Source organism: Achromobacter sp. PD1, assembly GCF_048541815.1.
GTDB lineage: Bacteria > Pseudomonadota > Gammaproteobacteria > Burkholderiales > Burkholderiaceae_B > Achromobacter > Achromobacter bronchisepticus_A.
This window is the reverse complement of the sequence record NZ_CP183349.1, coordinates 2481081-2504095: the sequence shown is the minus strand read 5'-3', so window position 1 is coordinate 2504095 and position 23015 is coordinate 2481081. Positions and strand designations below refer to the sequence as shown.

General features: G+C 67.5%; 23 protein-coding genes. 13 read left to right on the top strand and 10 right to left on the bottom strand.

Going from position 1 to position 23015, the window contains the following annotated elements; translation table 11 throughout:
- The first annotated feature begins 170 nt into the window (after positions 1-170).
- The 7 genes from ACM1PE_RS11775 (at position 171) to ACM1PE_RS11745 (ending at position 6839) form a co-directional block, all read left to right on the top strand.
- A complete protein-coding gene (locus ACM1PE_RS11775) occupies positions 171-1619 on the top strand; it encodes a transglycosylase SLT domain-containing protein (RefSeq protein WP_306632669.1) in 1449 nt (482 codons plus the stop codon).
- Positions 1620-1775: 156 nt separating this feature from the next.
- Positions 1776-2906, top strand: a complete 1131-nt coding sequence (ydiK, locus tag ACM1PE_RS11770) for an AI-2E family transporter YdiK (protein ID WP_059376105.1) — start codon at positions 1776-1778, stop codon at positions 2904-2906.
- 121 nt (positions 2907-3027) lie between these two features.
- Complete coding sequence (locus ACM1PE_RS11765) at positions 3028-3177, top strand: hypothetical protein (protein ID WP_306632670.1); 150 nt, start codon at positions 3028-3030, stop codon at positions 3175-3177.
- Positions 3174-3899, top strand: a complete 726-nt coding sequence (locus ACM1PE_RS11760) for an RNA pseudouridine synthase (protein ID WP_280015537.1) — start codon at positions 3174-3176, stop codon at positions 3897-3899. The genes ACM1PE_RS11765 and ACM1PE_RS11760 overlap by 4 nt, the downstream gene beginning before the upstream one ends.
- 212 nt (positions 3900-4111) lie before the next feature.
- Positions 4112-5056 (top strand): S66 peptidase family protein, encoded by a 945-nt coding sequence (locus ACM1PE_RS11755; protein ID WP_419343832.1) that lies wholly within the window; start codon positions 4112-4114, stop codon positions 5054-5056.
- Between the two features lie 120 nt (positions 5057-5176).
- The gene (locus ACM1PE_RS11750; protein WP_419343352.1) at positions 5177-5521 is read left to right on the top strand and encodes a helix-turn-helix transcriptional regulator; all 345 of its coding nucleotides are present in this window, start codon (positions 5177-5179) and stop codon (positions 5519-5521) included.
- Positions 5522-5534: 13 nt separating this feature from the next.
- The gene (locus ACM1PE_RS11745) at positions 5535-6839 is read left to right on the top strand and encodes a type II toxin-antitoxin system HipA family toxin (protein WP_419343350.1); all 1305 of its coding nucleotides are present in this window, start codon (positions 5535-5537) and stop codon (positions 6837-6839) included.
- A gap of 16 nt (positions 6840-6855) precedes the next feature.
- On the opposite strand, the gene ACM1PE_RS11740 is transcribed toward ACM1PE_RS11745, so the two are convergent.
- Together ACM1PE_RS11740 and ACM1PE_RS11735 are read right to left on the bottom strand one after the other, a co-directional pair.
- Complete coding sequence (locus tag ACM1PE_RS11740; protein ID WP_251880139.1) at positions 6856-7719, bottom strand: SAM-dependent methyltransferase; 864 nt, start codon at positions 7717-7719, stop codon at positions 6856-6858.
- 60 nt (positions 7720-7779) lie between these two features.
- Positions 7780-9078: an APC family permease gene (locus ACM1PE_RS11735; RefSeq protein ID WP_059376220.1), complete on the bottom strand. Its 1299-nt coding sequence runs from the start codon at positions 9076-9078 to the stop codon at positions 7780-7782.
- A 450-nt stretch (positions 9079-9528) separates the two neighbouring features.
- Between ACM1PE_RS11735 and ACM1PE_RS11730 the strand changes: the two genes are divergently transcribed.
- Together ACM1PE_RS11730 and ACM1PE_RS11725 are read left to right on the top strand one after the other, a co-directional pair.
- On the top strand, positions 9529-9915 hold the full coding sequence (locus ACM1PE_RS11730; protein WP_118933064.1) for a DUF6152 family protein: 387 nt from the start codon (positions 9529-9531) through the stop codon (positions 9913-9915).
- An 11-nt stretch (positions 9916-9926) separates the two neighbouring features.
- Entirely contained in the window at positions 9927-10415 is a 489-nt protein-coding gene (locus ACM1PE_RS11725) for a DUF6644 family protein (protein WP_419343349.1), read from the top strand.
- A 43-nt stretch (positions 10416-10458) separates the two neighbouring features.
- Here ACM1PE_RS11725 and ACM1PE_RS11720 read toward each other — a convergent pair whose 3' ends face one another.
- Positions 10459-11049 (bottom strand): YceI family protein, encoded by a 591-nt coding sequence (locus ACM1PE_RS11720; RefSeq protein WP_118933066.1) that lies wholly within the window; start codon positions 11047-11049, stop codon positions 10459-10461.
- A gap of 226 nt (positions 11050-11275) precedes the next feature.
- A complete protein-coding gene (locus ACM1PE_RS11715; RefSeq protein WP_059376222.1) occupies positions 11276-11902 on the bottom strand; it encodes a glutathione S-transferase family protein in 627 nt (208 codons plus the stop codon).
- Positions 11903-12130: 228 nt separating this feature from the next.
- Here ACM1PE_RS11715 and ACM1PE_RS11710 point away from each other — a divergent pair, with 228 nt between their 5' ends.
- Positions 12131-12538 (top strand): DUF2946 family protein, encoded by a 408-nt coding sequence (locus ACM1PE_RS11710; RefSeq protein WP_419343348.1) that lies wholly within the window; start codon positions 12131-12133, stop codon positions 12536-12538.
- Positions 12539-12781: 243 nt separating this feature from the next.
- A complete protein-coding gene (locus ACM1PE_RS11705) occupies positions 12782-14845 on the top strand; it encodes a TonB-dependent copper receptor (RefSeq protein ID WP_419343347.1) in 2064 nt (687 codons plus the stop codon).
- A gap of 23 nt (positions 14846-14868) precedes the next feature.
- Here the strand turns inward: ACM1PE_RS11705 and ACM1PE_RS11700 are convergent, their stop codons facing one another.
- From ACM1PE_RS11700 to ACM1PE_RS11675, 6 genes are read right to left on the bottom strand one after another with little or no spacing between them, the layout of a single operon-like run.
- Positions 14869-16242, bottom strand: coding sequence for an MmgE/PrpD family protein (locus ACM1PE_RS11700; RefSeq protein WP_419343346.1), 1374 nt, complete (start codon positions 16240-16242; stop codon positions 14869-14871).
- On the bottom strand, positions 16239-17141 hold the full coding sequence (locus ACM1PE_RS11695) for a polysaccharide deacetylase family protein (RefSeq protein WP_419343345.1): 903 nt from the start codon (positions 17139-17141) through the stop codon (positions 16239-16241). The genes ACM1PE_RS11700 and ACM1PE_RS11695 overlap by 4 nt, the downstream gene beginning before the upstream one ends.
- Before the next feature lie 28 nt (positions 17142-17169).
- Positions 17170-17955 carry an enoyl-CoA hydratase gene (locus tag ACM1PE_RS11690; protein ID WP_419343344.1) on the bottom strand — a complete coding sequence of 262 codons (786 nt, stop codon included), beginning with the start codon at positions 17953-17955 and terminating at the stop codon, positions 17170-17172.
- A complete protein-coding gene (locus ACM1PE_RS11685; protein WP_059376149.1) occupies positions 17952-19148 on the bottom strand; it encodes a CoA transferase in 1197 nt (398 codons plus the stop codon). Before ACM1PE_RS11685 ends, ACM1PE_RS11690 begins: the two co-directional genes overlap by 4 nt.
- A gap of 14 nt (positions 19149-19162) precedes the next feature.
- Entirely contained in the window at positions 19163-20518 is a 1356-nt protein-coding gene (locus ACM1PE_RS11680; RefSeq protein ID WP_419343342.1) for an amidase, read from the bottom strand.
- Complete coding sequence (locus tag ACM1PE_RS11675) at positions 20511-20681, bottom strand: hypothetical protein (RefSeq protein WP_165867867.1); 171 nt, start codon at positions 20679-20681, stop codon at positions 20511-20513. The genes ACM1PE_RS11680 and ACM1PE_RS11675 overlap by 8 nt, the downstream gene beginning before the upstream one ends.
- Before the next feature lie 119 nt (positions 20682-20800).
- On the opposite strand from ACM1PE_RS11675, the gene ACM1PE_RS11670 reads away from it, so the two are divergent.
- The gene (locus tag ACM1PE_RS11670) at positions 20801-21460 is read left to right on the top strand and encodes a GntR family transcriptional regulator (protein ID WP_059376151.1); all 660 of its coding nucleotides are present in this window, start codon (positions 20801-20803) and stop codon (positions 21458-21460) included.
- A gap of 176 nt (positions 21461-21636) precedes the next feature.
- On the top strand, positions 21637-22959 hold the full coding sequence (locus ACM1PE_RS11665; protein ID WP_059376154.1) for an MFS transporter: 1323 nt from the start codon (positions 21637-21639) through the stop codon (positions 22957-22959).
- Positions 22960-23015 lie beyond the last annotated feature (56 nt).

Below are 23015 nucleotides of genomic sequence, written 5' to 3'. Positions count from 1 at the left end.
GCGCGCGCCGCCTGGCGCATCACGGTTCGAGGTTCGCGGCAAAAGGATGCGCTGCATGCCCCCGGCGACCCGATTCGGATTATTGTTATAGGCGTGGCGAAGCGCGCAACGCGCCCCGCCACGCGGCACATATATATAGCGACGCAGTAACCCGGCCAGCCGGAGGAACTATGTCATTTCGCGTGATTGCCTCGATGCTCTGCGCGCTGTTGCTGTGGCTGCCTCCATCGCCTGGGTATACCCAGGCGACAAAGGGCAAAGGCGACCCGCTGGCGCTGGCCTACAACATGAAGCCCTGGACCGGGGATTTCGACGGCATGGTCAAGCGCCGGCAGGTCCGCGTGCTGGTGCCTTACAACAAAACCCTGTATTTCCTGGACAAGGGCGGCACGCAGCGCGGCATCATCGCCGAGATGATGACCGAGTTCGAGAACGACCTGAACCGGCAGCTCAAGAACAAGAACATCCGCGTGTACGTGGTGCTTCTGCCGACCTCGCGCGAACGCCTGATTCCCGATCTGCTGGCGGGCAAGGGCGACATCGTCGCGGCCAACCTGACGGTCACCGAGGAACGCCGGAAGCTGGTCGATTTTTCCACGCCGCTGGCGTCGGGCGTGCCGGAGCTGGTCGTGGCCTCGCCAGGCGCGCCCGAGCTCAAGTCGCTGGACGATCTTTCCGGGCAGGAAATCTTCATCAACCCCGTCAGCAGCTACTACGGCAGCGTCAAGACATTGAACGCGGATCTGGAGGCCAGAGGCCTGAAGCCCGCCGTCATCCGCGATGCGCCCGGCAACTTCGAGACCGATGACATCCTGGAGATGGCCAGCGCGGATCTGGTCAAGTACACCGTCGCCGACCGCTACCTGGCCAATTTCTGGAAGCAGATCTTCCCGCAGATCAAGGTCTACGCGAACCTGGAGATCGACAAGGGCAACGACATCGCCTTCGCCTTCCGCAAGAACTCGCCCAAGCTCGCGGCGGTGCTCAACCCCTTCATGGAGAAGAACCGCGTCGGCACCTCTTTCGGCAACCAGCAGCTCACCAAGTACCTGAAATCCGTGAAATGGGTGAAGGGCGCCACCGACCCCGAGGAAATCGAGAAATTCCACCGCCTGGCGGAGTTCTTCCGCAAGTACGGGGATGAATACAACATAGACTGGCTGCTCATGATGGCCCAGGGCTACCAGGAGTCGCGACTGGACCAGGATGCCAAGAGCTCGGTCGGGGCGATAGGCGTCATGCAGATCATGCCGGCCACCGGCAAGGAACTGAAGGTAGGCGATATCCGGCGCGAGGAGTTCAACATACACGCCGGCGTCAAGTACATCCGTTTCATGATCGACCAGTACTACGCGAAAGAGCCCATGACGGACTTGAACAAGGGGCTGTTCGCTTTCGCTTCCTATAACGCCGGCCCCGGCCGGATCAACCAGCTGCGCAAGGAAGCCGCCGCCAGCGGACTGGACCCGAACGTCTGGTTCGACAATGTGGAGCGGGTGGCGGCCGAGCGCATCGGGCGCGAAACCGTGCAATACGTGAGCAATATCTTCAAGTACTACATCGCCTATACGCTGGTGCGCGCGCAGGGCGCGGGCGACGGCGCGGGGACGCCGCGCTAGCCGGAGGCGGCGCCGCTTGCGGGCCGCCACGGTGTATGTCCGCGGGTTTTTCGGATAAATTCGCCACAGGCGCATCCGCATGCACCCATCCGGCAGACGCCCCGCCGGCATCGATGCGCCACAGATCAGGGCTGCCGGCCCTGTCAGGAGCCGCGGTTGAATCCTCTTCCACGCCAGACGGTCGATCTCGCCCGCATCATCCTCGTCATCGTGATCCTGGCCGGCCTGATGGCAGGCAGCGTCTACATCCTGCGCCCGTTCCTGCCCGGCCTGGTCTGGGCCACCACGATCGTCGTCGCGACCTGGCCGGTCATGCTGGCGATCCAGCGCTATTGCGGCGGACGGCGCTGGATGGGTACCCTGACCATGCTGGTCATCCTGCTGTTCGTCATCGTGCTGCCGCTCTACGAGGTGATCTCGACGCTGGCCTTGCACAGCAGCTCGATCATGGCGGCGGTCAAGAGCCTGCCCGACTACGCGCTGCTGGCGCCGCCCGCGTGGGTCCACGGCATTCCACTGGTCGGCCCCAAGATCGCGCAGGAATGGCAGACCCTGTCGGACGCCGGCGCCGGCGGCCTGCTGGCCAAGCTCGAACCGTATCTGACAAGCGCCGCGGCCTGGCTGCTCGGGCATGCCGCCATCGTCGGCGCCTTCATGATGCACATGCTGATCACCGTGGTCGTGGCCGGCATCCTCTATACCAAGGGCGAGGTGGCGGTCGATTTCGTGCGGCGCTTCTTCAACCGGCTGGCGGGCCAGCGCGGCCTGGCGGCCGTAAAGCTTGCCGGGCAGGCGATACGCGCCGTGGCGCTGGGCATCGTCGTGACCGCCGTGGTGCAGTCCGGGCTGGGCGGGATCGGCCTGTGGATCGCGGGCGTGCCGGCTGCCGGTATCCTCACCGCGCTGATGGTGATGCTGTGCCTGGCGCAGCTGGGGCCATTCCTGCCGATGCTGGCTGGCGTGGTCTGGCTGTTCCAGAACGACATGAAGCTGGCGGCCGCGGTGCTGCTGGTCTGGGCGGTGCTGGTGGCGATGCTGGACAACCTGCTGCGGCCGTTGCTCATCAAGCGCGGCGTCAATCTGTCCTTGCTGCTGATCCTGGTGGGCGTGCTGGGCGGACTGTTTGCCTTCGGCATCGTGGGGCTGTTCATCGGCCCGGTGATCCTGGCGGTGACCCATACGCTGCTCAACGCCTGGATCGAAGAAGTGCCGCCGCCCGCCGCGTTGGACGCGGAAACGGAGCCCGCCGCAACGCCCGCGGAACGCGCCGGATTTCCGCCGGTCTGAACGCCGCCGGCATCGGCTGCCAGCCAGGCCGCGCCGGGCAGCCTGCCGGGGAAGGGCGTAACATCTGCCTCACGTCGCGGGCGCATTGCCCGCTTTTCTGGCAACACCCCGGCAATACCTCATGACGATGCACCCTCTGGCGCCGCTGCAAGGCGGCTACTCTTCCTGGTCCGAAGCCCTGCCCGAAGCACGGCTCGAAGCACGGCTCGATACACGGCCTGGTTCCACACCCGGCCCCGCGGCTTTCCCGCACAAGGCGGTGGCGCGATGAGCGAAAGCGTACGCCTGGCCAAGCGTCTGGCCTCCGAACTGTCCTGCTCGCGCGGCGACGCGGAACGCTACATAGAGGGCGGTTGGGCCGCCGTGGACGGCAAGCAGGTCGAGGAGCCCGGCTACCGGGTGGCGCCCGGCCAGTCCGTGGGCCTGTTGCCGGGCGCGCGCCTGGAAGACGCGCGTCCCGTGACCGTACTGCTGCACAAGCCCGCCGGCCTTTACGCCAATGACGAGCCCGGCTCCGCGCGCGACCTGATCCTGCCTGAGAACCTGATGCCCGGCGACCGTTCCGGGCAGCGCTACCTGAAGCGCATGTTCAATGGCCTGAAGCTGGTCACGCCGCTGGAGCGCGCAGCCAGCGGCCTGGTCGTCTACACGCAGGAGTACCCGATCGCCCGCAAGCTGGTGGAAGAGGGGCGCTACGTGGAGCAGGAGTACGTGGCCCAGGTGTCCGGCCAGCTCAGCGCCGCCGACCTGGCGCGCCTGCAGCGCGGCATGGCTTACGATGGCCGCGCCGCCACGCCCATGAAGGTCAGCTGGCAGAACGAAACCCATCTGCGCTTCGCCCTGAAGACGCCCGCGCCCGGCTTCATCGAGTACGTGTGCGATGCGGCGGGATTGCGCCTGCAGGCCCTGCGCCGCATTCGCATCGGCCGCCTGCCGATGGCCGGCCTGGGCCTGGGGCAATGGCGTTACCGCCTGGACTACGAACGCTTCTGACGGCAGCAGGGATGACCATGGAACAAGCGCCGCAAGGCCAGCGACCACAGCGCGATCCCGGACGCCGGGGTTTCTTGATCAATGCCGGCGCCCTGTGCCTGTCCGCCGCCTTGGCCGGCTGCGCGGCGCCCAAGCCTGCGCCGCGCCGCGCGCCGCAGTCGGCCAAGCCCGGCTCCGTCGCGCCCCCGGTTGTCAGCAGCGCCGCAGCCCCCGTGCCCGCGCTCAAACCCGGCGCGCGCATCGCCATCGTGGCGCCCGCGTCCGCCGCGCTGGATGCCGCGGACGAAGCGGCCGAATGGCTGTCCGCGCGGGGCTACGTGCCGCAGGTCATGCCGGCCGCGCGTTCACGGCTGGACGCCCCCTATGACTATCTGGCGGGATCGGACGCCGACCGGTTGGCCGACCTGCATGCGGCGTTCGCCGCGCCCGATATCGGCGCCGTCTGGTGCCTGCAGGGCGGCTTTGGTTCCTGGCGCCTGCTGGATCAGCTGGACTTCGATCTGCTGCGCCGCCACCCCAAGCCGTTCATCGGCTATAGCGACATCACGGCCCTGCACCTGGCCATGCAGCGCCGCGCCGGTTTCGTCACGTTCCACGGGCCGATGCTGGCGCAGGACCTGCTGGCCGGCAAGCGCGAACCCACCGAATCGAACCTGCTGTCCATGATCAGCGGCCAGGTGGGGCAGGGGGCGTGGATCACGCCGCCGCCTTACGCCACCGCCACGGCGGAACTGATACCGGGCACGGCGACCGGACGGCTGATCGGCGGCAATCTGGCGCTGATCGGCGCACTGATCGGGTCCGATAGCGAAATCGACACCAGCGGCGCCATTCTTTTCATCGAGGACGTCAACGAAGCCTTGCCTCGCATCGACCGGCTGTTGAGCCAGTTGGCTGCGGCGGGCAAGTTCGATGACCTCAAGGGAGTGCTGGTCGGCAACTTCACGCGCATCCTGGGCGTGCCGGGCGACGATGCCCAGGCGCAGGGGCTGCTGTACCCGCTGCTACTCGACCAGTTCCGCTCGCGCGGCATTCCGGTGCTGGCGGGATGGCCCAGCGGCCATGGCGATCCGAACCTGACCTTGCCGCTGGGCGCACAGGTCACGCTGGACACGGGGCGTGGCGGATTGCGGCTGGAGCAAGCAGTGGTGGTGTGACCCGGAATGATCCATTAATGAGGCATAAAACTTGGCTACGCCTTATTAAAATAGCATTCTTAAATACAAAAATGACTCATTAATAGTGCAAATTACCAAGCAACGCACTATTATTGATTCATGAAAAAGAAGATCGAACCCAGCTTCGATGCCGCCATGGCGCTTGCGCGCCTTGGCGCCAACATCCGCACCGCCCGGTTGCGCCGCGCCGAAACCGAGTCCATGCTGGCTGCCCGCATGGGCGTGTCGCGCGCCACGGTCACGCGCCTGGAACGCGGCGACGGCGGCGTGTCCCTGGCGCTGGCCATTGAAGCCTTGCTGCAGTACGGCTACGCGGAGCAGGTCTACGCCCTGGGCGACCCCGACCTGGACGGCGTAGGCAAACGCCTGGACGCGGTGCGCCGGCCCAGCCGGGGCAGCGGCAAAACGCCCAACACGCACCGCGCCGATCCTACCCAGCTATAGCGCCACGCAAATCGTGAAAGCAAGAAAACACAAATCGGTGGAGAGCGAGCTGTATGTCTACGTCGACATCCGCGGCGAGGCCGTGCTCGCCGGCCTGCTGACGCTGGACGATTCGGACGAAAGCCGCTTCTACGCCGAATTCACCTATGTGCAGTCCTACGTGAACGACCCGCGCGCCTTTGCGCTGGATCCGCTGAACCTGCCGCTGGTGGATGCGCGCACCACCTTCCGCACCGAAAGCCGCTACGAAACGCTGGGCGCGATCTTTGACGCCGCGCCCGACGCCTGGGGCCGCAACGTCATGCGCGTGGACAACGCCGGCGCCCGCGTGACCGAGGACGAAGTGCTGCTCAAGGGCCGCGGCATGGGCGTGGGGGCCTTGTTCTTCAGCGCCCGCCGGCTCACGCCGAACATGCGCAAGACCTACCGCCTGCCGGAACTCAGCCAGGTGGAATCGCTTGCCGACCTGCTCGCCGACATCGACCAGGGCGTCAAGCCCAAGGGCCTGTACCGCGACATCCTGGGCAGTTCCTGGGACATCGGCGGCGCGCGCCCCAAGACCATCGTGCGCGACGAGCGCGGCGAAATGTGGATCGCCAAGTTTCCGCGCAAGGGGGATTCCTACGACCGCCAGCGCGTCGAGTACGCCAACCTGCAGATGGCGCGCGCCATCGGCATGACGGTGCCCGAGATCCGCCTGGCTGAAACGCATCTGGGCGCGGTCCTGCTGACGCACCGCTTCGACCGCGAACTGCTGCCGGCCGGGCAGGGCGCAACCCCGATCGTCGCGCGCCGCCATTTCCTCAGCGGCGCAGCGCTGATCAGCCCCTCGGCGCAGATCGGCAAGCGCGAGCTCGACGAGGCGCGCGGCAAGGCCACGTATTCCTACGCGCGGCTGGCGGACGTCACGCGCCGGATTTCGTCCAACCCGGTGCAGGACCTGAAAGAGCTGTACGCGCGCATGGTCCTGAACGTGGCCGTCCACAATACCGACGACCACCTGAAGAACGTCGGCTTCGTGAAGGACGAGGGCGCGCAGACCTACCGGCTGTCGCCCCTGTTCGACGTGGTCACGCAGGAAGGCTCCGCCAGGCACTACCTGCACATCGGCGCGGCCGGCCGCGAAAGCTCATTCCAGAACTGCCTGAGCGAGTACCGGCGCTTCGGCCTGCGCTCGGAAGCCGTCGCGCGCGGCATCCTGGAGCACGTGCGCGAGGTGGTGGCGCAGCGCCAGCGCTATTACGGCATGGCAGGCATGACGGCTCAGGAAATCGGGTATGTGGAAGCGTCCTTGATGGCCTGGCGCCACGCCGCATGACACGCCCGCGCCGGCCTTACACCCGCTTGGCCGACCAGCTCCCCCCGCCGGCGGCGCTGCCGTTCATCTGCTTGCCGTTCACCGTCCCGGTATAGCGCACGCCGTTGGCGACAAAGGAGATCTCGGCGCCGTTCAGCCGCGCCTCCGAAATCGGCGCGCCGCCCAGCTTGCCCGACAGGCGCTGGTAGCGCTGCTCCAGCTGCAGGGGCTGGCCGTCCACCTCCCAGTTGCCCGCCACCTTGGCGGGCACGATCCACAGGAGCGCCGTGCAGTAGGTGTTGCAGTCCTGCCGGATGGTTTCCTCGGCGTCCGGCTCCCAATCGCCCATGCGGAAGGAGTTCGACACGATGCGGGTGCCCGGCGCCAGTTCCAGCAGCTTGGGCCGCAGCTTTTCGTTGATGGTCGACAGCAGGAACATGGTGATCACGTCCGCCTGCGACAAATCGGTGGCGAACAGGTCCGCCGTCACGAAGGTGGCGCGGTCGGCAACGCCGGCGCGCTGCGCGTTGCGGCGCGACAGTTCGACCAGATCCGGGTTGTACTCGATGCCCTGGGCCGTCAGGCCGCGCTGGGCCGCGGTAATGACGGTGCGTCCATCGCCCGAGCCCAGGTCCATCAATCTGTCCTTGGGCGTGACCTTGGCCATGTCCAGCATGGTATCGACCAAGGCCTGGGGCGTAGGCACCCAGATGACGTCCTTGCCGTCCTGACCGACGTCGGGCACGTACTCTTTCTGTTCCGAGGGCTGCGCGGTGGCGGCCAGCGACGGCAGCGGAGCGCATGCCAGCGCCAGCGCGGCTGCCGACGCGATCAAGGCGCCGCGCAACGGCGGCATGGCGGTACGGGCGGCGGATCCGAAGGATTGAATCGCGATGTGCATGATGTGGACTCCTTGCAGGTAAGGCATGCGGACGGAACCGCCGCCCCGGGGAAACGGTGATCAGGCCCGCGGCTGCGCGGGACCCAGCAGGCGCAGCAGCGGCAGGCCCGCCGCCAGCACCGCCAGCCCGATCAGCGCGCCGGCGCCGGCGTACATGGCGCTGGACACCACCAGGCCCGCGCAGGTCAGCGCCAGCAGCAGCGGGGGCAAGGGATAGAGCGGCACGCGGAACGGGCGCGGCCGGTCTGGATCGATGCGCCGCAGCCGCCACACCGAGGCCGCAACCAGCAGCATGAAGATCCAGAACACCGGCGCGGTGTAGGCGACCAGGGTCTGCACGCTGTTCTGGCTGAAGGCGCCTAGCGCGATCAGCGCAAGCGTGATCGCGCCCTGGACCAGCAGCGCGGAAGCGGGCGTCTCGCCTTGCGCGTTCCACGCCGCCAGCGCGCGCAGCCGCGGCACGTCGCGGCCCAGGGCGCAATACACCCGCGCCCCGGTGATGATGGTGCCGTTGATGGTGCTGAGCGCCGTGGCGCAGATCGTCAGGCTGAGCAGGGCGGCTGCGTAGGGGCCGGCCGCCAGCTGCATCACGTCCGCCCCCAGCGCTGGTGTATCGCGCAGTCCCTGCAGGCCGAAGATCTCCAGCAACGCCAGGTTGGTCAACACATACGCGCCCGTCACCAGCAGCGTGCCGATCAGCAGCACCCGGCTCATGTTGCGGCCCGGGTCGCGCAGCTCGCCGCTGAGATAAGCGGCTTCGTTCCAGCCGCCGTAGGTCAGCAACACGAACACCATGCCCATGCCCAGCAGGCCCGCGGTATTGCCGGTCAAAGGCATCGGTTCGGCATCGCTGCGCAGCGGGCTGTCTCCCGCGGCGGCCAGGCTGGCGATCAGCACCGCCGCCAGGGCCGCCACCGTCAGCGCGGTGAATACCCATTGCAGCCGCTTGGAATAGCGCGTTCCCGCCACGTTCAAGGCGGTCAGCGCCACCACCGATATCGCCGCGTGCAGGGCAGGGCCGTACGGACCGAGGGGCGCGAGCCGTTGCGCGTAATCGCCATAGATATAGGCGACCACGGCGATGGCGCCGGTCTGGATGACAGAGCAACGCGCCCAGGCGAACATCAGTCCCACCTGCCGCCCCCAGGCCCGCGTCAGATACAGGTATTCGCCGCCCGCGCCGGGATAGGCCGAACCCAGCTCGCCGTAGCAAAGCGCGCCAACCAGCATCACCAGGCCGCCCGCGCACCATAAGGCGATGTACATCGCCTCGGAACCCGCGTGCTGCGCCACCAGCGGCGGAAAGCCGAATATGCCGATCCCGATCACCACGCCTACCAGCACCATGGTGGCATCCATCACCGATAAACCGGCCGACGCGCGCGGCTGGAGCAACAGGGCCGGATTCGCGGACGAACGCAGGGTGGGCTGTGTCATCGGATGCTCTCGGTTGGGCGCGGCGGGCGCGCGGAGACGGCGCCATTTGGGGACGGTGCCTGACAATCACCTGAACAATTTGCGACCAGTGTGCAAGCGGGAAAGTTTCTTCGGGTTTTCCCGAAACAATCGCTGATTTCTTGAATTCAGCGTAGATTCAGCATCATCCAAACTATAAAAATAACTCTCTATGCCATTGATTTTTAGATGATTATTTATGTTCTTGAAGTGTTTTATTTAAAGTGATTTCTTAGCATTGAATCACGCTCGATATGGCTGACCTGCCGCGTTATGCTGGTTGCGCCGGACGCGCGCCACACGAGCGGCCGCCGCGCAGGGAAGGGAGCCAAACCGTAATTCAGGAGCAGCGACATGAAGCTATCCATACGCGTGGCCACGGCAGCGCTGGCGCTTTCCGGACTGATGGGCCTGGCGCCCGCCGCGATGGCGCATCACGGCTGGTCTTGGGCCGAATCCGAACAGATGACGCTGCAAGGCACGGTCCAGCAAGTGCAGATTGCGCCCCCGCATCCCTGGCTGGACGTGCGCGCCGACGACGGCGTCTGGCGCGTGGAGCTGGGCAATCCCACCCAGACCAAGGACGCCGGATTCGTCGAAGGCTCCGCCAAGCCGGGCGACGCCATCACCGCCATCGGCAACCGCGACCGCGAGTCGGACGCCAAGCGCATGAAGGCCGTCCAGATCAAGGTGGGCGGCAAGACCTACGACATTTATCCCAGCCGCATCAAGAAGCCCTGACCGGCCGGGCCATGCCTGAGCTGCTGCGCCTTGCGCTCGAACAGCTTGAGACCCTGCCGCCGTCGATCTGGCTGCGGCGGTGGAGCACGCTGTACCTGCTGGTGAATGCCGCCCACATCGGCGCCATCGGCCTGCTCATAGGCTCCATCGTTCCGCTGGACCTGCGCCTGCTGGGGCTGCTCAAGCCCGGACCGCTGGCTGTGCTGGCGCCCGTGTTCGCCAGGACCGCGGCGGTGGGCTTGGCGCTGGCGGTATTGACGGGCGCCATGCTTTTCAGCGTCCAGCCGCTGGAATACCTGGCGAATCCCGCGTTCGGAATCAAGATGGGCCTGTTGGCCGCGGCCGCGGCCAATGCCGTGCTCGCGCGCCGCAGCAAAGCCTGGCAGACGGTGCAGGGCGAAGGCAGGGCGACGGGCGCCATGCGCGTGCGCGCAGGCGCCTCGCTATTTCTATGGCTGGCTTGCCTGGTGGCGGGGCGCTGGATCGGGTTCCTGTCTTAGCAGCCAGGACCTTGCGCGTGCGGCGATCGCAGCGCCCGGGAATTCAGCGCGCGGCGTCGGCCACGGCCTCGACCGTGATGCGCAGTTGCACCTCGTCGCTCACGCCTGGCGCGAACGCATCCACGCCGAAATCGCTGCGCTTGACGACTGTCATGGCGTCAAAGCCGATGGCCGGACGCTGCGCCATCGGATGGATGCCTTGCTTGTTCTGGCGCGCCTGCAACACCACCGGCTTTTCGATGTCCTTGATGCGCAGGACGCCGCTGATGCTGAGATTGCCATTGCCGTGGTCGGCCACCGAGGTGCTCTTGAACTGGATCTCCGGATACTTGGCCGCCTGGAAGAACTCGGCGCCTTGCAGCATTTCGTCCAGCTTGGGCACGTGCGACGTCAGGCGCGCCACCGGCACGCGCAGGTCGACGGCCGACTTCGCGGGTTGAGCTGCGTCGTAGCGGATGACGCCCGTCACGGCGCCGGCATGCGCGGTGGGCTTGGAGAAACCCAGGTGGTCCCAAGTCACCACGACTTCCGTGTGTTCCGGGTCGATCTGGTAGTCCACGGGCGCGGCGTGCGCCGGCAGGCTGCCCAAGGCCAGCAGCGAGGCGGCCAGAAATGCTGCGTAGGTGTGCTTCATTCGATTCTCGGTATGTTTGGCGTCTGGAGGAGCCAGGACGCGCATTCCGTCAGCCCGCCAGCTTAAAACGCGCTGACAGCAACGGCACGGAAGAAGGATAGGAAAGGATGCAATACCGCGCTAGTACGCCGAAACTGACTGCAGCGTTCCAGTTTTGATGCCAATCAAACCGATACGATAAGTGGCAGTGCTGGCCGGGCCTCGCGCGCCGGCCAGCCCGCCGCCGTCAGGAAGCCTGGGCTTCGGCCCGTGCGCGCTGCACGGCGGGTCTTGCCGCGACCCGGGCCAGATAGGCCGCGAGCTTGGGGAACTGCGCAAGGTCGACGCCGTCGCCCTCCAACCAGCTGCCTATCGTAAAGAGATAGCCGTCGACCACGCTGTAGCGCTCGCCCGCAGCCCAGGGACCGACGATCTGCGATTCCAGATAGGCGGCGCAGGCGGTCATGGTCTGCGGCACCTTGGCCTGCATGGCGGCGTGCGCGGCCGGATCGTCGGCCCAGCGCGCGCCGCGGCGCTTGTGCGCGTGGGCCACGTGGGCGGTGGACGCCAGATAGCTCGCCAGCTCCTGCATGCGCGCGAAGGCGAAGGGATCGTCGACCGGCGCCAGTTGCGCGGCCGGAAAGCTCTGCGCCACGAAGGCGAGCAGGGCAGGGGTCTCGGTCAGCACGCCGTGCTCGGTCGCCAGCGCCGGCACGCGGCCCTTGGGATTGACGCGCAGGTACTCGGGGCTCTGCTGCTGCCCGGCGCCCATGTCGAGCTTGACCAGGTCGAAATCGGCGCCCGCTTCATGCAGGGCGATATGCGTCGCCAGCGCACAGGTGCCAGGGGCTGAGTAAAAAGTCCAACGGGACATCCGCATCCTCTACTTTCTATGGTTGAAAAGCCAAGTCGCCGCAACGGGCTGCCGGCTACAGGGTAGCCCGATCACTTGCCTGCGCCAAGTTTGGCGGCGACGCGCAAGAAGCGGCGGCATTGTCTGATCTACATCAGGCGGCAATCCGAATTGGCTGCGCGTTGCCATTCGTCCACGGCATCTGCTCCGTCTTGCGTGATAGCATCTGCGCCGATAAGGAACCGCCGAATGCACGCATCTGCCCATGCCCGTAGACGTTGGGTCGCGCTGGTCGCGATGGCCCTGTTCGTCTTCCAGGCGCTAATCGCGTCTTCGGCGCTGGCGGCCTCGGGCATCGGAACGGGCCAGGCAGGCGTGACCACCATCGTCTGCACGGCCAGCGGCCCGCGCGTGGTGACGCTGGATGCCGATGGGCAAAAGCAGGGTGCGCAGCAGCAGCACAGTGGCGCTTTGCCGCACTGCTGCAGCGTGGGCTGCGCCATGCTGAGCGACGCGCTGCCGCCCGCAATCATCCTGCTGGCCTGGCTCCTGCCAGCCGCAGCCCCCGCAGTCCATCCCCCGGCCGCCGAACCCCATATTGCAAGCGCCTTGACCCGGCTGCCGCAACGGTCGCGCGCGCCGCCGCCATCCGCCTGACCCTCTCCCCAGACTTCAACGACATGCCATCCGCGCAGCCCGTGTTTCCGCGGGCCTGAGCGCTTGCGCCAGCGTCATCGGCGCGCAGCGGGCCATGGTCCTTTTGCGCCGCGCGGGGAGGGTCCCCCTTTCGTCACGCCCATGCGCAGACTGCGCGCTCCTGTCACGCCTTCCTTAAGGGGAGACGGCCGCGCCGCCCGTCTGCGCCTGCCATCGCACGTTCCCGATCGACAGACACCAGACATGACCATTAACCAAGAATTCCTGCGCCTGAGTTGCCTGGCCGCCGCAGTGGCCGCCTCATTTCCCGCCTGGCCCCAAGCCGCCGGCACGCCCAACGTCTACACCACCGATCCCGTGGTCATCACGGGCGTAGAACCCAGCGCGCCGTTGACCTTCACCACGGATCCCAAGATCCCGCGCCAGCCGCTGCCGGCCAGCGACGGGACCGACTATCTGAAGACGATTCCCGGCTTCTCGGCCATCCGCAATGGCGGCACCAACGGCGATCCCGTGCTGCGGGGCATGTTCGGCTCGCGCCTGAATCTGCTGACCAACGGCACGTCCATGCCAGGCGCCTGCCCGGCGCGCATGGACGCGCCCAGTTCCTATATCTCGCCCGAGAACTTCGACCAGCTCACGGTCATCAAGGGGCCGCAGACGGTGCTGTGGGGACCCGGCGCGTCCGCCGGCACGGTCAAGTTCGACCGCGACACGCCTCGCTTCACGGCGGCCGGCGTGCGATTCGACGGCAGCCTGACGGGCGGCTCGTTCGGCCGCAACGACCAGGCCGCCGATCTGACCTTGGGCAACGACAAGGTCTACACGCGCATCACCGCCAACCATTCCCACTCCCAGGACTACAAGGACGGCGACGGCAACACCGTGCCTTCGCGCTGGGACAAGTGGAACGCCGACCTGACCCTGGGCTACACGCCTGACGCCGACACGCTGTACGAACTGACCGCGGGCACGGGCGATGGCGAAGCGCGCTATGCCGGCCGCGGCATGGACGGCTCCCAGTTCAAGCGCGAGAGTTTCGGCCTGCGTTTCGAGAAGCGCAACCTGGGACCCGTGCTGGGCAAGGTCGAAGCGCAGCTGTACTACAACTACGCCGACCATGTGATGGACAACTACACGCTGCGCGCGCCGGACCCCATGAGCGCCATGCCCATGGCCATGGCGGCCGACGTGGACCGCGCGACCTGGGGCGGCCGCTACGCCGGCACCTGGGAACTGACACCGGATGTCAGCCTGGTCACCGGCCTGGATTTCCAGCAGAGCCGCCATCGCTCGCGCAGCGGCACCGACACGGTGCCGTACAGCAGCCAGAGCTGGGTCAAGGATGCCGACTTTTCCAACACCGGGTTGTTCGGCGAACTGACCTGGCGCGCCGCGCAGGACAGCCGCGTCATCGGCGGGGCGCGGATCGACTGGGCCTCGGCCAAGGACTTCCGCCAGGGCACAGGCTCGATGATGATGCCCATGCCCAATCCCACTGCGGATGAACGCCGCAAGGACACGCTGCCCAGCGGCTTCCTGCGATATGAGCAGGATCTGGCCACACTGCCGGCCACGGTCTATGTGGGCCTGGGCCACGTCGAGCGCTTCCCCGATTACTGGGAACTGTTCTCTCCGGACCAGGGGCCTGCCGGGTCCGTCAACGCCTTCCAGGGGGTGAAGCCCGAGAAAACCACCCAGCTGGATTTCGGCGCGCAGTATAAGACCGAAGCACTGGACGCCTGGTTCTCAGGCTACGCGGGTTACGTCAATGACTTCATCCTGTTCAGCTACACCTCGGGCGGCATGATGGGTCCGGCGTCGCAGGCCAGCAATGTCGATGCGCGCATTGCTGGCGGCGAACTCGGCGTCTCATACAAGCCCGCGCCCGCGTGGAAGCTGGGAGCCACGCTCGCGTATGCCTGGGGCGAGAACCGCAGCGACGGCAGGGCGCTGCCGCAGATGCCGCCGCTGGAGGCCAGGCTAAGCGCCGCCTACGATGACGGCACCTGGTCGGCCGGGGCGCTGTGGCGCATCGTGGCCGCGCAAAGGCGCTACGCCTTGAACGAGGGCAACGTCGTGGGCAAGGACTTCGGCCCAAGCGCGGGCTTCGGCGTTTTCTCCGTCAACGGCGGCTACGCGGTCAACAAGCAGGTCCGCCTGTCGCTGGGTGTGGACAATCTGTTCAACAAGACCTACAGCGAACACTTGAACCTGGCCGGAAATGCGGGTTTCGGCTATGCCGCCAACACCGCAGTCAATGAACCGGGCCGCACCGTCTGGGCGCGCGTGAGCTTCAAGTACTGACGCGCCCAGTCCGGCATACGCGGTTAGGACGGGCGCCCAGTCGTCAGCAGGCGGACGATGGCGCGCAGGTCCTGTTCGGCCTCCAGCCCACGCAGCCGTCGCGCCAGCTCCCGCACCTGGGCGGCGGGCAAGGGCGGCTGCGCGGACGCGCAGCAGGCTTCGAACTTGGAGTCCTGTTCCGCCACGCCCAGGGGGCGTTCCGGGCTGCCAGGAAAGGCCGGCATGTCGACCGTGAATTCGCGGCCGTCCTTCAGCCGCAATTCGACGCGCTGGGGGCTCATGGCGTTGGGATCCGGATTGCCGTCATCCAGCACCTGAACGCGCGCGGCCAGTTCGAAAGTCCTGGTCTCGGCCAGCGCGTCGGGATCGAAGTCGGGTATGCCGACCCGGCCGCGCAGCAGGGCCGTGGCGATGGCATAGCCCATGCAGAGCCGGGCGGTGGCGGAATCCATGCCCGGGTGGGCCGGCCGTCCCACCAGGCGCACGATCAGCGACGACGCGCGGACCGTGATCCGGTCCACGTCCCCCGGCTGCAGCGCATGAACGCGCATGAGGTCCAGCACGGCGCCGATGCCGCTATGGGTGGCCCGGCCGGTCGGGTAGGGCTTGTGGCTCATGCGGCTGATCTGGAACACCCGGCCCACGTCCGCGCGGACCGCGTCCCAGTCGGCCTGGCCGGCGTCGTACAGCGCAAAGTAGCCGTATGGGCCTTCCAGGATGTCGCGCGGACCGGGGAAGCCCGCGCGCGCCAGTTCGAAGGCCGTAACCGCCGCCCTGGCGTTCAGGCCGACTTGCAGGCCGACCGCGGGAGAACCTTCGATATGCGCCTGCATGGTGCCGGAGAGATGGCTGTACGCCAGCCCCAGCGCATCGCGCGTGGCGCTCTCATCCAGCCGGCCAAGCTTGCACAGCGTAGCCGTGGCGCCCAGGCCGCCGCACATGGCCGGCCGGAAAAAACGCATGGGTGCGCGCTGGGCCAGCGCGACATAGATGGCGAAGTCCAATCCGGCGGCGACGGCGGTGATCAACCGGGGACCGTCGACGCCGCCTTCGCGTTCGGCGTAGCCCAGCGCCGCCGGCACGATGCAGGCAAACGCGTGCACCACGGCCTGGTCGTGGATCGCGTCGAACTCCTGATTGAAGACCTGGTATGCGTTCAGCATGACTGCGCTGGCAAGGGGCAGCTGCTCGCCGCTGCCCCAGACGGTTGCTTCCGCGCCCTGGCCCAGGGCCTGGGCCGCCTGGCGCAGCGAGGGCATGCGGGGATGGCGCGAGCCGGACAGACCGACGCCGACCGCATCCAGAATGAAAGTCTTGGCCGCGTCCACCGCCGTTGCCGGCAGGTGCTCGTATTGGGTGCGCAGCAAATGCGCGACCAGGGTATCGATGGCATTCATGCGGCGGCTCCATCGTGCTGGGCGGGAACCTGGCGGGCGTACCAATCATGCATCGCGGCGCCGGTGACGAAGGTGGTCATGGGGTGCTTTTGCAGCAGGTCCAGCATGGCCAGCAGGTCGGCGTAGCGGTGCGGCACGCCCATCAGGTGGGGATGCAGTCCCAGCGTGAGGACGCGCGGACGGCCGGCGGTCCTGGCCTCGTCGGCGTACAGGTCCAGCGTCCGCTCGAGGCGCCGGCCGAACTCTCCGGTGGCATGCTTTTCCACGGCGTGGATGACCGAATCGTTCAGCTCCAGCGCATAGGGCAGCGCCAGCAGGGGCTTGCCGGCGGTCTGCATCCAGTTGGGCAGATCGTCCAGGCACCAGTCGAACAGGTAGTCGATGCCGGCCTGGGCCAGTAGATCCGGCGTATCCTGCGTCTCGCGCAGGCCCGGCGAGAGCCAGCCGCGCGGCCGGCGGCCGCTGAAGCGCTCGATCCGGTCCAGCGCCGCCGCGATGGTGCGCGCCTGGCCGTCGCCGTCCTCTTGCGACAAGGCCCGCTGATGGATGCCGTGGCCGATGAATTCCCAGCCGGCCTCCAGCAGCGCCTGGGCCGCCTCGGGGTAGGCATCGATGACCGAGGCGTTCAGGCTGGCCGAGGCAGGCAGGCCGCGGCCGCGGATGGCGTCGATGAGCCGCGGCAGCCCGCAGCGCAGGCCGTACTCGGCCCAGCTGTAGTTGGGCACGTCCGGCACCGTCTCGCGCCCATGCGGCGCGGTCAGCAGGGTGCGGGGCATGGGCTGGTCGAACGGCCAATGCTCCACATTGACGACCAGGTGCACCAGGATGGCCCGGCCGTCCAGCGCCGCCAGGGGCGGGCGCTGGCTGGAAAGCATGAAAGGAATGCGTGGATTGTTCATGGCATCTTGCTCATGGTTCAAAGACGGCTCAGCGGCCAAGGAAGACCGGATCGCGTTTCTCGGCGAACGCCCGCCGGCCTTCGGCGTAGTCCTCGCTGGCGAAGCACTGGGCCACCAGCGCGTCGATCGCATCGAGCTGCGCGGGCGCGGGCGGATTCATGGTCGCCAGTATGGCCGCCTTTGCCGCGCGCAGGGAGAGGGGCGCATTGGCGGCGATGGCGCGCACCCGGGCCTGCGTCTGGCGAACGAAATCGTCGTCGGCGTACCGTTCGTGGACCAGGCCGCGGCGTTCGGCCTGCTCGGCGTCAAGGATGCGGGCGGTATAGAACAGATCGAAGGCGGATGCCGCGCCGACCACGCCTGCCAGCCTGCGCATGTCGGCATAGGAGTAGCCCAGCCCCAGTCTTGCCGCCGGCATGCGGAAGCGGGCGCTGGCGCTGGCATAGCGCAGGTCGCAAGCCAGCGCCAGGCCGATGCCGCCGCCCATGCAGGCGCCTTGTATCAGCGCGACCGTAGGCGCGGGGAAGTCCGCCAGCAGCTGCTGCGCATCGGCCACCGCCTGGTTGTACCGGGCGACCGCGGCCGCGCCGTCGCGAGCCTGGTCAAACTCGCTGATGTCGGCCCCGGACACGAAGGCCCGGCTACCGGCGCCGGTCAGCGCCAGCACCCGGACCTCGGCGCCTTCGAGCTCACGCAGCGCCGCGGCCAGTTGCTGCCACATGGCCAGCGTCATCGCATTGCGCCGTTCCGGATGGCAGACCGTCAGGGTTGCGATGCCGTCCTGGAAATCCAGCTGGATCTGGCCGCCGCTCATACCACGCCCTCTTCATACAGGCGCTCGACGTCGCCCGTGGCATAGCCCAACTCCGCCAGCATCTCGCGGGTGTGTTCGCCCCAGCCCGGGGCGGGCCTCGCGATATGGGCGGGCGTGCGCGTCAAGGCCACGGGCTGCGAGATCAAGCGGTATTCGTGCCCGGTCTCGTCCGCAACCCTCTGCGCCACGCCCAGATGGCGCACCTGTTCGTCCTCGAATACCTGCGGAATGCTGTAGACCGGGCCTGCCGGCACGCCGGCGCGGTTCAGCAGCCCGACCCAGTGCGCGACGCCCTGCTGGCGGAAGCGCTGCGCCAGGGATGCGTTGAGCGCGGCCCGGTTGGCCACGCGCAGCTTCTCGGTCGCATAGCGCGGGTCCTCCAGCCATTGCGGCGCGTCCAGGCACTCGCACAGGCGGCGCCAGTTGCCTTCGCCGGACGCGCCCAGGTTGAATGCGCCGTCGCTGGCCTCGAACAACCCCATCGGACTGCTGGTCGGATGGTCGTTGCCCGCCTGCACCGGCGTGTCGCCGTCGTTCAGATAGCGCGCCGCCTGGAAGTCCATCAGCGCGATCTGCGTATGCAGCAGGGAACTGTGGACCCATTGGCCCGCGCCGGAGTGTTCACGCTCCAGCAGGGCCAGCAGGATGCCGACCGCGGCATAGATGCCCGTGCCGCAGTCGGCGACCGCGAGTCCGGCGCGCAGCGGACCGCCGCCGGCAAAGCCCGTGACCGACATGAGCCCGCCCATGCCCTGGATGATCTGGTCAAAGCCCGGCCGGTCCGCATAGGGACCGTCCTGCCCAAAGCCGGAAATGCTGGCCAGGATGATGCGGGGATTGATGGCGCGCAGGGCGTCGTAGTCCACACCCAGGCGCGTCTTGACGTCGGGGCGCCAGTTCTCGACCACCACGTCGGCCGTGGCCACCAGCTGCTTGAACACGGCCAGGCCTTCGGGCTTCTTCAGGTTCAGCGTCATCGACCGCTTGTTGCGGTTCAGGTTCTGGAAGTCGCCGCCGGTACGGTCGGCGGCGAACATGGCTTCATTGGGATCGATCCCGGCTGGCGGTTCGATGCGGATCACGTCCGCGCCGAAATCGGCCAGGATGCGCACGCAGGTCGGGCCGGCGCGCACGCGCGAGAGGTCCAGCACGCGAAAGCGCGCAAGAGTGGGGGAGGCATTGATTCTGGCCATGATGAGTCCGTGGATTAGCGTTGCAGGATGGCGGAAAAGGGCAGGGCGAACTGATGCGCGAAGGCCAGCAGCAGCGCTTCGCTGCCGGGCGCGCCGACCGCTTGCAAGCAGACGGGGCGGCCTTGCGCATCGATGCCGACGGGCAAGACCAGCGCCGGCAGGCCCAGATAGTTGAGGTAGGCGTGGTGGCGGTGCAGCGCGGCCAGGGCGCGCGGATCGAAGTCGGGGCTGCTGGTGGTGACTGCGGCGCGGTCCGGCACGCCTTGCGGCAGGCAGGGCATGAGCAGCAGGTCCGCGTCGGCCAGACAGGTGGCGAGGAAGGCGGCGCGCAATGGCGCGATCTGCGACAAGGCATGGCGATACCAGACCGCCGGCATGGCCCAGCCCGGCAGCGCGATGGCCCGGGTGGCGGGCGCCAGCGAGGCCAATTCATGGCGCGCGCTGTCCGCAAGCGTGACCGCGGCTTCGGCATGCAGCACGATCTGGGCCAGGCGGTTCAAGCGGTCCAGGTCGGGCGCGGGGCGCAAGCCGATGCGATGTGGATCGGGCAGGCCGTGTTCGAATCGCGCCATCGCCGCCGCCACGTCGGCGCGCGCCCCGGCGGTCGCCAGCGTCGAGGCCAGCCGCCAACGCCGCGGCCTGGATAGTTCCTGTTCGATCTGCGTGGCGTCCGCGGGCAAGGCGGACGCCGTTGCCGGCGCTGGCAGCAACGCGGCGTAGACGCAGGCCGCATCCAGCGCGCTGCGGCCCATCACGCCCACCGTGTCCAAGGTAGGCGCCAAGGCCGCCACGCCGTCCGCCGGGATCGCCCCTGGCGTCGGCTTGAGTCCGACCAGGCCGCAGGTCGCGGCCGGCATGCGCACCGAGCCGGCCGTATCGGTGCCCAGCGTTGCGGGTACCAGGCCCGCCGCCACTGCAACGGCGCAGCCGCTGGACGATCCGCCCACCGCGGCGGCGGCGTCCAGCGGATTGGCCAGCGGCGCGCCGTGGGGGTTTTCGGCTGTCGCGCCGCAGGCGTGCTCGGCCATCGCCAGCGCGCCCAGGTTCAGCGCGCCGTGGTCCTGCAAGCGGCGCAGCGCCGTGGCCATCGGACCCGCGGCTTCGTCGCGCAATGGCCGTCCGCGCCCCGGCGCGTGCATGCCGGTCTGGAACGCATCCTTGTGCGCCAGCGCCACCCCGTCAAGCAGGCCGCGGGAACGCACGGTTGGCGGGGAGGGCTGATAGGTGCGCGTGGCGCAGTGCAAGTCGGCCGCGCGGCGCTGGAACGCCGCAGCCTGGGCCGCGACCAAGGCGGCGCGTGCGCCGGGCGCGGCCTGGGCGTAGTTTTGGCGCATGTCGGCCACGGAGAGATGCAGCAGAGGATCAGGCATCGCCATCCCCGCAGCCCGCGATCTCGGCCTCCACGGCGGCAAGACGCAAAAGCGTGCGTGCGACCGCCGCTTGCGTCTCCACGGGTACCTCCAGGCCATGCGTCTTGCAGGCCAGGGCGACCCAGGCCTGCCATTCCTGCTTGGGCGAGTCTTCCATGCTCATTACCTCCTGCCGCGTTTTGCTCGTTAAAATAAAAGTCTAGTCTCATAAATATATTTATAGAAGTCAAGAAAATACTATGCCTAGCGTGAATTTTCTTCCCCCCTTGACCGGAGTCCGCCATGAAAGCCGCTGAGCGCATCCGCCTGTCCGTCGAAGAGTCCATCCGCGATGGCAGCCTGCTGCCGGGAGATCCGGTCGATGAACAAATGCTGATGCAGACCTACGAGGTCTCCCGCACGCCGGTGCGCGAGGCGCTGCTGCAACTGCAAGCGCAAGGCCTGGTGGCCAGCCTGCCGCGCGGCGGCATGGTGGTGGCGAAGATGGACGTGGCCCAGTTGCTGGCGATGTGGGAGCTGCTGGCGGAGCTGGAAGGCATAGGCGCGCGCCTGGCTTGCGAACGCATGACGCCGGCCGAACGCGACGAGCTGGCGGCCATCCATGAACGCGCCGCGGCCGTGGTAAGGCGCGAGGACACCGACGCCTGGCAGGAGCACAACCGGCGCTTCCACGATGCCCTGTACCAAGGGGCCCGCAATCCCTATCTGCGCCAGGAGATCCTGCGCATGCGGTCGCGCACCGGCGCCTACCGGCTGCACGCCTTTTCGGCTTTCGGCCGCCTGGCCTCGTCGTGGGAACAGCATGGCCAGCTGCTCGAGGCGATCCAGGCGCAGGACCCGGCGCGCGCGGCCGCGGTCATGACCCAGCACATGAGCCCCGGGCAGGGGGCCACCAGCTTCGCGTCCTTTATCGCCGCGCTACCCAAGAACCTGCTGGCATGAAGACGCGCCGGCGGGGGCGTCGCCGGCGGTGCTCACCGCGGGTTAATCCTGATTATTGTATTTTTTCAAAATGGCAAAATATATTTATAGCAGACAAAAACATCTGCTCGCGTGACCTTGCCCCGGTGTCGGCGGGCTAGGGCGCTCCCCTGATCCGCTCCACCGAGGAACCCGCTATGGATGCTGTTTCACCGCAACCCCTCACCGCGCCGGCGCACGGCCCAGCGCCCACCGCCGATTCAGGCCAGATGCACCGCAAGGTCGCCTGGCGCCTCATTCCTTTCCTGATTTTCCTGTTCCTGCTGGCGTGGATCGACCGCGTCAACGTCGGTTTCGCCAAACTGCAGATGCTGCAGGACCTGCGCTTCAGCGAAGCCGTGTACGGTCTGGGGGCGGGCATCTTCTTCATCGGCTACTTCATCTTCGAAGTGCCCAGCAACCTGCTGCTGCAGCGCATCGGCGCGCGCAAGACCCTGGCCCGCATCACCATCCTGTGGGGGCTGACCTCGATGGCGATGGCATTCGTGACCACGCCGACTTCCTTCTATGTCCTGCGCTTTCTGCTCGGCGCCTTCGAAGCGGGCTTCTTCCCCGGCGTCATGCTCTATCTGACGTACTGGATACCGGCAGGCAGGCGAGGGCGCATCAATGGCTGGTTCATGACGTCATTCGGGATCGCCGGCATCGTCGGCGGGCCGATAGCCGGGCTCATCATGAGCGGCATGGACGGCGTGGCGCCGCTGCGCAACTGGCAATGGCTGTTCGTGCTGGAAGGCATTCCATCGGTGATCGCCGGACTGGTGGTGCTGGCCTACCTGCCGGACCGCCCCCAACAGGCGCGCTGGCTCAGCGCGGCGGAGAAGGCCGCGCTGACGGCTGAGCTGGACAGCGAACGCCTGGATCCCGGCAAACATGCCAGCTTCGCCCAGGCCCTGCGCCTGCCGGCCTTGTGGCTGTGCACCGCGGCGTACTTCTGCATCGTCGGCGGCAATGCGACGCTGGCGTTCTGGATGCCTTCCATCGTGCGCGAGCTCGGTGTGCAAGGCGCCCTGAACATAGGCCTGTTGTCGGCCATCCCTTTCATCCTGGGCACGGCCGCGATGGTGATCAACGGCGCGCATTCCGACTCCACCCGTGAACGCCGGCTGCATTGCGCGGGCGCCACACTTGTCGGCGCGCTGGGCCTGTCCTTGACCGGCGCCTACATCGGCAGCCCCGTGCTGGCGATGGGCGCCTTGAGCATCGCCGCCATCGGCGTGCTTGGCGCGTTCCCCGTCTTCTGGGCCATTCCGGCAGCATTCCTGACCGGCACCGCGGCCGCGGGCGGCATTGCCTTCATCAATTCGGTCGGCAACCTGGCCGGCTTCGCCACGCCCTTCATGATGGGCTGGCTCAAGGAATGGACAGGCGGCGTGGCCGCCGGCCTGTACGTCGTGGCCGGCATGCAGCTTGTCGCCACGGCGGTCGTCGCGCTGACGATGCGCAGGCTCGCGGTCTAGGCTACGGGGGAGGAAGCCGTGCGCAAGATCCGCCGCCGTGTCATCATCGACACAGG